Annotated in this window: 11 protein-coding genes; 10 read left to right on the forward strand and 1 reads right to left on the reverse strand. The window is 71.3% G+C overall.

The window, feature by feature from the left end; translation table 11 throughout:
* Window positions 1–33 precede the first annotated feature (33 nt).
* The 10 genes from ABZ893_RS08855 (at window position 34) to ABZ893_RS08900 (ending at window position 11,410) form a co-directional block, all read left to right on the forward strand.
* Window positions 34–663: an NUDIX hydrolase gene (locus tag ABZ893_RS08855; protein ID WP_361399072.1), complete on the forward strand. Its 630-nt coding sequence runs from the start codon at window positions 34–36 to the stop codon at window positions 661–663.
* 274 nt (window positions 664–937) lie between these two features.
* Window positions 938–2,977, forward strand: coding sequence for a tetratricopeptide repeat protein (locus tag ABZ893_RS08860; protein WP_361399075.1), 2,040 nt, complete (start codon window positions 938–940; stop codon window positions 2,975–2,977).
* Between the two features lie 145 nt (window positions 2,978–3,122).
* Window positions 3,123–4,238 carry an alanine dehydrogenase gene (ald, locus tag ABZ893_RS08865; RefSeq protein WP_361399079.1) on the forward strand — a complete coding sequence of 372 codons (1,116 nt, stop codon included), beginning with the start codon at window positions 3,123–3,125 and terminating at the stop codon, window positions 4,236–4,238.
* A 390-nt stretch (window positions 4,239–4,628) separates the two neighbouring features.
* Entirely contained in the window at window positions 4,629–5,753 is a 1,125-nt protein-coding gene (locus ABZ893_RS08870; RefSeq protein WP_361399082.1) for a ParA family protein, read from the forward strand.
* Entirely contained in the window at window positions 5,738–6,289 is a 552-nt protein-coding gene (locus ABZ893_RS08875) for a hypothetical protein (RefSeq protein ID WP_361399085.1), read from the forward strand. Before ABZ893_RS08870 ends, ABZ893_RS08875 begins: the two co-directional genes overlap by 16 nt.
* A gap of 16 nt (window positions 6,290–6,305) precedes the next feature.
* A complete protein-coding gene (locus ABZ893_RS08880) occupies window positions 6,306–7,757 on the forward strand; it encodes a segregation/condensation protein A (RefSeq protein ID WP_361399088.1) in 1,452 nt (483 codons plus the stop codon).
* Window positions 7,754–8,404: an SMC-Scp complex subunit ScpB gene (gene scpB / locus ABZ893_RS08885; RefSeq protein WP_361399091.1), complete on the forward strand. Its 651-nt coding sequence runs from the start codon at window positions 7,754–7,756 to the stop codon at window positions 8,402–8,404. Before ABZ893_RS08880 ends, scpB begins: the two co-directional genes overlap by 4 nt.
* Entirely contained in the window at window positions 8,404–9,597 is a 1,194-nt protein-coding gene (locus tag ABZ893_RS08890) for a pseudouridine synthase (protein ID WP_361399094.1), read from the forward strand. Before scpB ends, ABZ893_RS08890 begins: the two co-directional genes overlap by 1 nt.
* Window positions 9,598–9,683: 86 nt before the next feature.
* Window positions 9,684–10,409 (forward strand): NUDIX domain-containing protein, encoded by a 726-nt coding sequence (locus ABZ893_RS08895; protein ID WP_361399097.1) that lies wholly within the window; start codon window positions 9,684–9,686, stop codon window positions 10,407–10,409.
* On the forward strand, window positions 10,406–11,410 hold the full coding sequence (locus tag ABZ893_RS08900; protein WP_361399100.1) for an ADP-ribosylglycohydrolase family protein: 1,005 nt from the start codon (window positions 10,406–10,408) through the stop codon (window positions 11,408–11,410). Before ABZ893_RS08895 ends, ABZ893_RS08900 begins: the two co-directional genes overlap by 4 nt.
* A gap of 217 nt (window positions 11,411–11,627) precedes the next feature.
* Here ABZ893_RS08900 and ABZ893_RS08905 read toward each other — a convergent pair whose 3' ends face one another.
* Window positions 11,628–12,389, reverse strand: a complete 762-nt coding sequence (locus tag ABZ893_RS08905; RefSeq protein ID WP_361399103.1) for a nucleotidyltransferase domain-containing protein — start codon at window positions 12,387–12,389, stop codon at window positions 11,628–11,630.
* Window positions 12,390–12,409: the final 20 nt, after the last annotated feature.

Genomic DNA, 12,409 nt, shown 5'->3' on the forward strand with positions numbered 1-12,409 from the left:
ATTCTGTTTACGTGCGTGGGAGGACGTGTCGACATGACGACGATCAAGGACACCGCGGAGGAGTGGGAGGTCCGGGCGACCGAGACCCCCTTCGTCGGGAACAAGACCTCTGTGCGCACGGACGACGTGGTCATGCCCGGTGGTGCGGTCGTCCGCCGCGACTACCAGGTCCACCCCGGCTCCGTCGCCGTCCTCGCCCTCGACGACCAGGGCCGCGTCCTGGTCCTCAAGCAGTACCGCCACCCGGTGCGGCACAAGCTCTGGGAGATCCCGGCCGGACTGCTCGACATCCCCGGCGAGAATCCGCTGCACGCCGCGCAGCGCGAGCTGTACGAGGAGGCGCACGTCAAGGCCGAGGACTGGCGCGTCCTCACCGACGTCTACACGACGCCCGGCGGCTGCTCCGAGGCGGTGCGGATCTTCCTCGCCCGTGGTCTGGCCGAGGCCGAGGGTGAGCGCTTCGAGGTGGAGGACGAGGAGGCCGACATGGAGTTGGCGCGGGTTCCCCTCGGGGATCTTGTGCGTGGTGTGCTTGCCGGTGAGTTGCACAACAACTGCCTGGTCGTCGGTGTGCTCGCGTTGACCGCAGCGCAGGCCGGGGACGGCCTTGAGGGGCTGCGGCCTGCGGAGGCGCCGTGGCCGGCACGGCCGTTTGAGGCGTAGGTGCGGGTTGTAGGTGGCTGAGGTTCTGGGGGCTGCCGCCCCCAGACCCCCGCTGTCGCCCTGCGGGCTCGTCCTCAATCTCCCCCAGACTCCGTCCGGGGGGACCCCCAACGGGCTGACATGGGCCGAAGCATCCGGTCCTACGATCCGTTGATCCGATCAGGGGATTTCCCCGTGCCGCCCGCCAGGGAATGCCGTTCGCCCTGAACTAGGCTCTGAAAGCGTCCCGCTCGAACTCCCGGCGGGTTCGGCGCAGGTGGACGGAGCGTGGCCCGTGACGGATCAGGCGGTCGAGGCGACAGACGGACTGAAAAACAGTCAGTTCCTTGGCCGCAGCCGTGAGTTGAAGGAGTTGCGCGCCGACATCGAGCGCGCGGGACTCGACACGATCGCCGGCCGCAAGGCCCCCCGGGCCCGCGTCCTGCTGATCGCGGGCCGCCCCGGGTCCGGACGTACGGCACTCGCCGAGGAACTCCTGAGCCGCGTCGCCTCCGACTACCCGGACGGCATCCTGCGCGCCCGCCTCACCTGCCCGGAGGGCACCCGCGTCCCCACCGAGCGCACCGCACGCGAACTCCTGGACGCGCTCGAACTGCCCGCGCCTCCCGGCGAAAGCGAGGACGACCTCGCCGAGCGGCTGCGCGAAGGGCTCTCCGTACGCCGGGCCGTGCTGTTCCTCGACGACGCGGCCGATGCCGAGCAGGTCGACCTGCTGCTCCCCGAGACCCCCGACTGCCTGGTCGTCGCCGTGTCCGGGGGGCCGCTGACCGGAATCTCGGACGTACGGCCCTGCACGCTTGGCGGACTCGACACGAAATCCGCACTGGAGCTGCTCGGCCGGTACACCGGATCGGTCCGTATCACCGTCGACCCGCGCTCCGCCGAGGCCCTGGTGGAGGAGTGCGGATCCCAGCCCGCCGCCCTCACGCTGGCCGGCGGCTGGCTCGCCGTACGCCCCAAGGAAGCCGTCGCCGACCTGGCCAAACAGCTGCACGCACAGGCCGACGACCGGCCCGCGGTGGCCCGCGTCTTCCACCACGCCTACGCGTCCCTGCCGGTGCCCGCCGCGCGGATACTGCGCTACCTGTCCCTCGCCCCCGAGGGATACGTCGACCCGCACACCGCCTCCGCCCTGGCCGGCTGCTCCGTCTCCGCAGCCCAGACCACGCTCGACGACTTCACCCTGCTCGGCTTCGTCCGCCCGGTGGCCTCGGAGCTGCCGCAGTACGAGGTGCCCGGCTGTCTGCTGCCGCTGCTGCGGGGCCTCACGGAGGTCCACGACCGGCCCGGCGAGGTGCAGCTCGCCCGCGCCCGGATGCTGGAGCGGACCGTGCGCCTCCTTCAGTCCTGCCGCGCGGTCACCGAGCCCGAGGGCTCGGCCGCCCGCAAGAAGCTCGCGGGGCTGCCGCGCGCCCTGCGGTTCCCCAGCGCGGCGGCGGGCGCCGAGTGGCTGCGGGTCCGGCGGCCCGCGCTCCTCGCGGCCGCCCGCCTCGCTGTCGCCGACGGGGACCTGGACACGCTGGCCAGACGCCTGATGGCCGCCCTCACGCGCGCCCTGGTCGCCCATTTCGGCACCGAGAGGGCCGCCCCCGACCTCTACGGCATCCACCGCCTCGTCCTCGACGTGGCCGAGCGCCGGAACCTGCCCCGAGAGAAGGCCGCGGCCCTCCTGAACCTCGCCGACCTCGACGCCCGCACCGGCCGCACCCGGGCCGCGCTCGCCCGCTACCGGGCCGCGCTGGACGCCGGACGCGAGGCGAGGGACCCGTACGCGACCGGTCGCGCGATGGAATCCGTAGGCGGCGCGTACCAGGAGCTGGGGGACTGGCACCGGGCCGCCGACTGGTACGGGCGCGCGCTCGCCCAGCGGCTCGCCCGCGGGGAGCGCGCCGACGCCGCGCGGCTGCACGGCCGCATCGGTTCGGTGAACACCTACGCGGGCCGTTACGGGGACGCGCTGCGCAGCTGGCGGTCCGCCGTCGCCGGATTCCGCAAACAGGGCGATGTGGCCGCGCAGGCACGGGCGTTGAGCGAGATGGCGCGCGTCCAGGAGTACGCCGGGCGGCCCGAGGAATCGCTGCGCACCTGCCAGGAAGCGGTCGAATGGGCACGTCAGGCCAAGGACGTACGGCTGCAGGCCGCGCTCCAGCTGCGCCTGGCCGACACCCTCGACCGGCTCGGCGACCCCGCCGCGGCCAAGCTGCACCGGGGCGCGGCCGGGAGGATGCTGGGAGATGAGCTGCCGAACGAAGGAAAGTTCGAGGGAAGCGATGCTGAAGCCTACGAAATCCGTACTGCACCCTCAGAAGATTGATGCTTTGAAAGGCTAGACAGCTAGAAATCCTTCATTAGACTGGCTCTGCCGCGTACTTCTCGTGGTCTATCCCGATGCGCCCCCAAGCGCATGGGTATGTACAGCAATGCCCCAGAAATCCCTGAGCCAAGGACCGTGATCGACGATGAAGGTCGGCATCCCCCGCGAGGTCAAGAACAACGAGTTCCGGGTGGCCATCACCCCCGCCGGCGTGCACGAGCTCGTGCGCCACGGCCACCAGGTCTTCATCGAGCAGAACGCCGGTGTCGGCTCCTCGATCACGGACGACGAGTACGTCTCGGCCGGTGCGCAGATCCTCGCCACCGCCGATGAGGTCTGGGCCACCGCCGACCTGCTCCTGAAGGTCAAGGAGCCCATCGCGGAGGAGTACCACCGCCTCCGCAAGGACCAGACGCTCTTCACCTACCTGCACCTCGCCGCCTCCAGGGAGTGCACGGACGCGCTCCTCGAGTCCGGCACCACCGCCATCGCCTACGAGACGGTCGAGACCGCGGGCCGCGCGCTGCCGCTGCTCGCCCCGATGTCCGAGGTCGCGGGCCGCCTGGCCCCGCAGGTCGGCGCCTACCACCTGATGCGCTCGGCCGGCGGCCGCGGCGTGCTCCCCGGCGGCGTCCCCGGCACCCACGCCGGCAAGGCCGTCGTCATCGGCGGTGGCGTCTCCGGCTGGAACGCCACGCAGATCGCCGTCGGCATGGGCTTCCACGTGACCCTGCTCGACAAGGACATCAACAAGCTCCGCGAGGCCGACAAGGTCTTCGGCACCAAGGTGCAGACGATCGTCTCCAACGCCTACGAGCTGGAGAAGGCCGTCATCGAGGCCGACCTCGTCATCGGCGCGGTCCTCATCCCGGGCGCCAAGGCCCCGAAGCTGGTCACCAACGAGCTCGTCGCCAAGATGAAGCCCGGAAGTGTCCTTGTCGACATCGCGATCGACCAGGGCGGCTGCTTCGAGGACTCGCACGCGACCACGCACGCCGAGCCGACCTTCCAGGTCCACAACTCGGTCTTCTACTGCGTCGCCAACATGCCCGGCGCGGTCCCGAACACCTCCACCTACGCCCTCACCAACGCCACGCTGCCCTACATCGTGTCGCTGGCGAACAACGGCTGGACCGAGGCCCTGCGCCGCGACCCGGCCCTCGCCCTGGGCCTCAACACCCATGACGGCAAGGTCGTTTACCGCGAGGTCGCCGAGGCCCACGGCCTCGAGCACGTCGAGCTGGAGACCCTGCTCGGCTGACCCTGACGCCCCTGTGACCACTTCCGTCAACGGAAGTCGTCAATCTCACGCCTACGGCCGGACCTTGTGAGGGGTCCGGCCGTACGCGTATCACTTGCGCATCAATGCGGACATGGTCAACTCGCCTCGAACGTAACCGTTTAACCGATTCGCGCACCGGCGAAACGCTTCGAACCGACCCCGTGCACCCTTGACACAACGTGTTCCGTTGTCGACACATCGTGCCGGGTCCGGTGGATTGTGTTGCTGCGGAGCGGTGACACGCCATAGAGTCGCCAACCGTCGGCATGGTGCCACGCTGACCTATCTAGAAGTTTCCTGGTCACCAAGGAGGTAAGACGACTTGTGAATGAGTCGACATTTACTCCCGGGGGTGGTCAACCAGGAACGGTGGCGAGGGAGCAAGGTCCCGCGGGGCTCGAGGCTGTCGGCTCCGTCGCGGTCCGTACCTTTGCCGCCCGTCAGAGCAGCCCCCTGCAGACGCAGACAGCACCCCAGAGCATGGATGGCCATCACGTGAACGCCATGGCCGGCGACCGAAGTGGCGAACACACCCACTTCGCCGACTACGACGAACTGCCCGAGGGGCACTTCTACGACCCCGACGCCGAGTACGAGCCGGACCCGGAGTACGCGGCCACGCTCGCGCCCGACGCTGCCCGTCAGCGCCGCGAGCGCGTCGGCCCGACCGGACGCCCGCTGCCGTACTTCCCGATCCCAGGCCCGCTGACCGACCACGGCCCCGCGAAGATCATCGCGATGTGCAACCAGAAGGGCGGCGTGGGCAAGACGACGTCGACCATCAACCTGGGTGCCGCGCTCGCGGAGTACGGACGCCGGGTCCTGCTCGTCGACTTCGACCCGCAGGGCGCGCTCTCGGTCGGTCTCGGCGTGAACCCGATGGAACTCGACCTGACGGTCTACAACCTGCTCATGGAGCGGGGGATGTCCGCCGACGAGGTCCTCCTCAAGACGGCAGTGCCCAACATGGACCTGCTGCCCTCCAACATCGACCTCTCCGCCGCCGAAGTGCAGCTGGTGAGCGAGGTCGCGCGCGAGTCCACGCTCCAGCGGGCGCTCAAGCCGCTGATGCAGGACTACGACTACATCGTGATCGACTGTCAGCCCTCGCTCGGCCTGCTCACCGTGAACGCCCTGACGGCGGCTCACAAGGTGATCGTGCCCCTCGAGTGCGAGTTCTTCGCGCTGCGCGGTGTCGCGCTGCTCACGGAGACCATCGAGAAGGTCCAGGAGCGGCTCAACCCCGACCTGGAGCTCGACGGCATCCTCGCCACGATGTACGACTCCCGGACCGTGCACAGCCGTGAGGTCCTCGCACGTGTCGTCGAGGCGTTCGACGATCACGTCTACCACACGGTGATCGGCCGGACCGTGCGCTTCCCGGAGACCACTGTCGCCGGTGAGCCGATCACGACGTACGCCTCCAACTCGGTCGGTGCGGCCGCCTATCGCCAGCTCGCCAGGGAGGTGCTCGCCCGGTGTCACGCCGAGTGAGTCTGCCGGGGGCCGACGAGCTGTTCCGTACGACCGGGGGGATGGGGCTTCAGGCCTCGGCCCCCAGGCGCCCGGCCAACGGCGAGGCACGGGTGCCGGCACCGGCGGGTGAGAGCGACGCCGTCGCCGCCGAGAGCAAGCCGCAGACCGAGAGCGGCGAGAGCGCCGAACACGCGGCGGCGGACGACGAGTCGGGCGAATCCCGCAGCCGCGGCACCGAGGGCGACAAGCCCGCGGGGCGGCGGCCCTCGCAGGCGCAGGAAGGTTCTGCCTCCGCGGGGTCGTCCCGCAAGCGCTCCCGGGCCGCCGCGAACCGGCGGCCCAGCGGGCGTGAGCGCCACGACGAGAAGATCACGGTCTACGTCTCCGCCGAGGAGCTCATGGACCTGGAGCACGCCCGCCTCGTGCTCCGCGGGGAGCACGGGCTCGCCGTCGACCGCGGCCGCATCGTCCGCGAGGCGGTCGCGGTGGTACTCGCCGACCTCGAATCCCGCGGAGACGCGAGCATCCTCGTACGCCGACTGCGCGGGCGGTAGCGGTAACGTCCGCGTGATGCCCGCGAACGACGACCCCTTCTCCTCCCAGCCCGCCCGTGGCACACGCCGCCGCGTGCTGGGGCGGGGGCCGGGGGGTGCGGCTCCGGCGGGGCGGGAGCTTTGGCCGGCGCCGGCGCCGGAGGCGGGCCTTGGCCCGGAGCCCGAGCCGGGAGCCGAGCTGGCCTCGGGGGTGAGGCCGGGCTCCGAGCCCGAGCCGATTTCTGAACCCGAGCCCGAGCAGGGTCCCGAACACGTACCCGCTTCCGAGCCGGGCCCCGAGTCCGCCTCCTCGCCTGCAGCCGGCGCTGAAGATCACGGCCCGCCCGAGGGCGCACCCCGGACCTCACCGCAGCCGACCCCCGAGCCCGGCCCAAGCCGTGATGCCGAGGCCGAGGGTGGCGGTCGGTCCGAAGCCGACGCCCCGACCCGGCACCAGTCCGAACTGACCCCCGAGCCCGACCCAAGCCGTGATGCCGAGGCCGAGGCTGGCGGGCGGTCCGAGGATGCACCCCGGCGCAGGCCTGAACCGACCTCCGAGCCCGGCCCTGGCCGTGGCGCTCAGTCTGAGGGGGCGCCCCGGTCTCAGGCCGACCCGGCCCCCGCACCCGATGGCGTGCCCGCATCCAACGCTGAGGTTCCGGCGGAGCCCGACGTTCCCCGTGACGGGCGGTTCAAGGTTCGGCTGGCCAACTTCGAGGGGCCGTTCGACCTGCTGCTTCAGCTCATCTCCAAGCACAAGCTCGACGTCACCGAAGTCGCGCTGTCCAAGGTGACCGATGAGTTCATGGCGCACATCCGGGCCATGGGGCCCGAGTGGGATCTCGATCAGACCACCGAGTTCCTCGTCGTCGCCGCGACGCTGCTCGATCTCAAGGCCGCCCGGCTGCTGCCCGCCGCCGAGGTCGAGGACGAAGGGGACCTCGCGCTCCTCGAAGCGCGTGACCTGCTGTTCGCGCGGCTGCTCCAGTACCGCGCGTACAAGAAGATCGCCGACATCTTCAGTGAGCGGCTCGACCAGGAGGCGCGGCGTTATCCGCGGACCGTCGGTCTGGAGCCGCACCACGCCGAGCTGCTGCCCGAGGTCGTCATCCGCATCGGGGCGGAGGGGTTCGCGCGGCTCGCGGTGAAGGCCATGCAGCCCAGGCCCAAGCCGCAGGTGTACGTCGATCACATCCATGCCCCGCTCGTCAGCGTGCGGGAGCAGGCCGGGCTCGTCGTGGCGCGGCTGCGGGAGCTGGGTGAGGCGAGTTTCAGCGCGCTGGTGGCGGACACCGACGACACCCTTACCGTCGTGGCCCGCTTCCTGGCGCTCCTGGAGCTGTACCGGGAGAAGGTCGTCGGCCTGGAGCAGGAAGAGGCGCTGGGGGAGCTGCTGGTGCGTTGGACGGGCGGTCAGGGTGAGGTTGAGCCCACCGTGACGGACGAGTTCGACCGGCCTCCCGAGGTTGTCGAGAAGGAGCGGGCGTGAGCGTGCACGTAACCGGGGCGGACCCCGTAGCCGATCTGGAGCTGAAGCCGACCCTGGAGGCCGTACTCATGGTCGTCGACGAGCCCGCGACCGAGGAGCACCTCGCGAAGGTCCTGGACCGGCCGCGCAGGGCTGTCGCGGACGCGCTGCGGGAGCTGGCGGACGAGTACACCGTCCAGGGGCGCGGTTTCGAGCTGCGGCTCGTGGCGGGCGGCTGGCGGTTCTACACGCGGCCGCAGTACGCGTCGGCCGTCGAACGGTTCGTGCTCGACGGGCAGCAGGCACGGCTGACGCAGGCCGCCCTGGAGACGCTCGCGGTCGTCGCGTACCGGCAGCCGGTGAGCCGTTCCCGGGTCTCCGCCGTGCGCGGAGTCAACTGTGACGGCGTGATGCGGACCCTGCTCCAGAGGGGCCTCGTCGAGGAGGCGGGCGCGGAACCCGAAACAAGTGCGATCCTGTACAGGACGACGAACTACTTTCTGGAGCGGATGGGCCTGCGAGGCCTCGACGAGCTCCCGGAACTCGCGCCCTTCCTCCCCGAGGCGGACGCGATCGAGGCCGAGACGCAGGAAGGGGTCCCGTCGTTCGACCCGGACGCACCCGATGCGCCGGGGTACGAGGACGCAGACGACCAGACGGAATTTTGATGCGAAGCAGCAGCAGCGGCAGGAACAGCAGCGGAAACAACGGCGGGAGCCGTGGTGGCAACAGCGGCGGCCGCGGCGGCAGCAGCGGTGGCGGAGGCCGTGGCGGCAGCGCCGGCCGGGGCGGCAGCGGTGGCAGCAGCGCCGGCCGTGGCGGCAGCGGTGGCGGCGGGCGCGGCGACTACCGGGGCGCCGGCAACAGCCGGGACGACCGGCAGGGCCGCCCGAGCAAGCCGCGTCCCGAGGAGCGTCGCTACGACGTGAGCCCCGGCGACAGCGGCGGCGCCAAGAGCGGTCGCGGCGGCGCGGCCCGCGGTGGCGCGAAGGGCGGCCCCAAGCAGGGCCAGCCCGGCCGCAGCCGCTGGGCACCGGCGCGTTCGCGCGAGTACGACGCCCGTGCCGAGGAGCGCAACCGGGACCGGTACGCCGGCAAGCCGGAGGTCAAGACCCCCAAGACCTTCCCGGGCGCCGAGCAGGAGGGCGAGCGGCTGCAGAAGGTGCTCGCGCGCGCCGGCTACGGCTCGCGGCGTGCCTGCGAGGAGCTCGTCGAGCAGGCCAGGGTCGAGGTCAACGGCAAGATCGTGGTCGAGCAGGGCCTGCGCGTCGACCCGGAGCACGACGAGATCAAGGTCGACGGCCTGACCGTGGCCACGCAGTCGTACCAGTTCTTCGCGCTGAACAAGCCGGCCGGTGTCGTCTCCACGATGGAGGACCCCGACGGCCGCCAGTGCCTGGGCGACTACACGAACAACCGTGAGACGCGGCTGTTCCACGTCGGACGTCTCGACACCGAGACCGAGGGCATCATCCTGCTCACCAACCACGGAGAGCTGGCCCACCGCCTCACGCACCCCAAGTACGGCGTGCAGAAGACCTACCTCGCGCACATCGTCGGCCCGATCCCGCGTGACCTGGGCAAGCAGCTCAAGAACGGCATCCAGTTGGACGACGGGTACGCGAAGGCGGACCACTTCCGCGTCGTCGAGCAGACCGGCAAGAACTACCTCGTCGAGGTCACCCTGCACGAGGGCCGCAAGCACATCGTGCGGCGGATGCTCGCGGAGGCCGGGTTCCCGGTCGACAAGCTGGTGCGGGTCTCCTTCGGGCCGATCGCGCTCGGCGACCAGAAGTCGGGCTGGCTGCGGCGCCTGTCCAACACGGAGGTCGGGATGCTGATGCAGGAGGTCGACCTCTAGGCCTCCGACCCCCGTTAGTGGCTTGTGTGCACCACCCCCCTCTCTTTATAGTCGGTAAGACCATAAAGAGAGGGGGGTGGTCCGCGTTGCCGGGCTACGACAAGTACGCCTTCGAGCCCTTCGCCGTCACCGTCGACCTGGCCGTCTTCACGATCCGGGACGGCGCGCTGCGGGTGCTGCTCGTCGAGCGGGGACAGGACCCGTACGCGGGACGGCGCGCGCTGCCGGGAGGCTTCGTGCTCCCCGACGAGTCCGCCGAGACGGCGGCCGCGCGCGAACTGGCCGAGGAGACCGGCCTGTCCGACGTCACCGGGCTGCACCTGGAACAGCTGCGGACCTACAGCGACCCCGACCGCGACCCCCGGATGCGGGTCGTCTCCGTCGCGTTCGCGGCCCTCGTGCCCGACCCGCCGGAGGTGCGCGGAGGCGGTGACGCCGCCCGCGCGGACTGGCTCCCGTACGGCACGGGCGCGTACGGGCCGCTCGCCTTCGACCACGACCGGATCCTCGCCGACGCGCACGAGCGGATCGGCAGCGGCCTCGAGAGCACCGGCCTGGCCACCGCGTTCTGCCCGCCCGAGTTCACGCTCGGCGAGCTGAGAGGCGTCTACGAGACCGTGTGGGGCGCGGGGCTCGACCCCGCGAACTTCCGGCGCAAGGTTCTCGCGACGCCCGGATTCGTCGAACCCGTGCACGGCGCCGCCCGGCTCACCGGCGGCCGGGGCAAGCCCGCCGCGCTCTACAAGGCGGGGCCCGCCACCACGCTCCACCCGCCCCTGCTCAAGCCTCCGTCGGAAGGACGACCCTCATGAAGAAGCGTGCGGCGACCGGCTCCCTCATAGGGCTCGCCCTGGGGGACGCCCTCGGATACCCGACCGAGTTCAACGACGTACCCGCGATCCTCGCCAAGTGCGGGCCCTGGCGGCAGATGGCCATGCCCACACCGGCGCTCGTCACCGACGACACCCAGATGACGCTGGCCCTCGGGCGGGCGCTGCGCACGGCGACGGACCGGGGCGTGCTCGGGCCGCTCGGCATGGAGGGGCCCGTGCGCGAGGAGTTCGTCGACTGGTACCGGTCGCCCGAGAACAACCGAGCCCCCGGCAACACCTGCCTCCAGGCCTGCGACCTGCTCGCCCAGGGCAAGCCCTGGCGCGAGGCGAGCCGCGTCGGGTCCAAGGGCTGCGGCGCCAACATGCGGGTCGCGCCGGTCGGTCTGATCCCCGGGCTCAGCGACGAACAGCGCGCGGGCGCAGCGCAGCTGCAGTCAGCGGTCACCCACGGCCACCCCACGGCACTCGCCGCCTCCGACCTCACCGCACACGCCGTACGCCTCCTCGCCCAGGGCGCCGAACCGACCGGCCTGGTCGGACTGCTGCGCTCGTACGCGTACGAGAACCGGCAGACGTACCACGAGCGCTGGCTCGGTGACCTGTGGACCTACGCGCAGGACCCGAGTCCCGAGCACTTCATCGCGCGTGGCTGGGACGACTGCCTGGCCGCACTCGAACGGGTCCAGGAAGCGCTGCGCTCACCGTCGCCCGAAACCGACCCGTGCCTGGCCACCGGGGAGGGCTGGATCGCGGAGGAGGCGCTGGCCACGGGCCTGCTCTGCTTCCTGCTCTTCGTCGACGACCCGGTCACGGCCCTGCGCCGCGCCGCCTGCACGTCCGGCGACTCGGACTCCATCGCCTGCTTGGCGGGAGCGTTCGCCGGCGCTTACCTGGGCGACGAGGCGTGGCCCACGGATTGGACGGACCGGATCGAGTACCGGAGTGACCTGCTGTCGCTGGGGGCGCTCTGGGACGGGTGAGCCGGAGCGGTCCGCTGTCGCTGGGTGCAGTGATCCCTGGGGGCGGGCTGACGTCGGGGAGGAGGGGGCCGGGCGCCGGCGGCCTCTGCCGCTGCGGCGGTCAAGCTCGCCATGGCGGGCCCGGTTGCCCCAGGGAGCCTCGCCACGCTTGGCCGCGAGGAGCTCTTCAGTCCGGAGCGTTCTGCTGTCGCTGGGGGCGCTCGGGGATGCGTGAGCCTTACTGGTGCGCCGACGCCCGGTCCGCCGATGCCTGGTGAGCCAGTGCCTGGTCCGCCGACACCGGGTGAGCCGGTGCCCGGTCCGCCGACGTCCGGCGCACCCTCACCAGGAAGTCCTCGACCCGCGCGTGGTCCGCGGCCGCCGGAAGTGGGGTTCCGGCGGCCGCCTTCTCCGTCTCGGTGGCCAAGCGGGTCATCCGGGTCAGCACCTCGTCCCACGAGACCTCGCCCCGCTTGACCGCGAGCAGCGCCTCGCGGTCCTCGCCCACGTCGAGGGTCAGCCGGCCGGTGCGGAGCAGGTCGCGGCAGGAGGTGAGCAGGCGCAGCAGGTGCATCGCGTGCTTCCAGCGCGGGGCGCCGTACTGCCGTACGTCCGCGTCGAGCTTCCGGCGCTGGCCCAGGGCGTAGCCCGTGAACGTGGCGTGCACCTGCCGGGACAGAAACGCCTCGCGCAGCGCGAGCAGCTCGCGGCCCGTGTCGGTGATGTGCTCGACCAGCGGGGAGTGCAGGCACTCCAGGATGTTCGGGTTGGCTCGCAGCGCGAGCTCGCAGAAGCGCTCCAGCTCCCAGGAGAACTGCTCCTCGCCGGGGCCGTCGAGATGCGTCGGCGGCTTGGCGAAGCGCCAGAACATCGGCGTCGGAGCCACGTAGACGCCACGGCGATCCGTGTCGCTGCCGTCCGTGGCCAGGCCGAACGCCCGCGATCCCATCACGCAGGAGTAGATCGTGTGGTCGCGCACCAGGTCCAGGGCCTCTGTCATGGGCGGAGCGTACGGGCGAC

The sequence above is a fragment of the Streptomyces sp. NPDC046821 genome (assembly GCF_040645335.1).
GTDB lineage: Bacteria > Actinomycetota > Actinomycetes > Streptomycetales > Streptomycetaceae > Streptomyces.

Bases quoted from the DNA above. Each gene is read 5' to 3' on its own strand.
- ABZ893_RS08855 (WP_361399072.1), top strand. From the start codon at position 34: ATGACGACGATCAAGGACACCGCGGAGGAGTGGGAGGTCCGGGCGACC.
- ald (WP_361399079.1), top strand. From the start codon at position 3,123: ATGAAGGTCGGCATCCCCCGCGAGGTCAAGAACAACGAGTTCCGGGTG.
- ABZ893_RS08880 (WP_361399088.1), top strand. From the start codon at position 6,306: ATGCCCGCGAACGACGACCCCTTCTCCTCCCAGCCCGCCCGTGGCACA.
- ABZ893_RS08890 (WP_361399094.1), top strand. From the start codon at position 8,404: ATGCGAAGCAGCAGCAGCGGCAGGAACAGCAGCGGAAACAACGGCGGG.
- ABZ893_RS08900 (WP_361399100.1), top strand. From the start codon at position 10,406: ATGAAGAAGCGTGCGGCGACCGGCTCCCTCATAGGGCTCGCCCTGGGG.
- ABZ893_RS08905 (WP_361399103.1), bottom strand. From the start codon at position 12,389: ATGACAGAGGCCCTGGACCTGGTGCGCGACCACACGATCTACTCCTGC.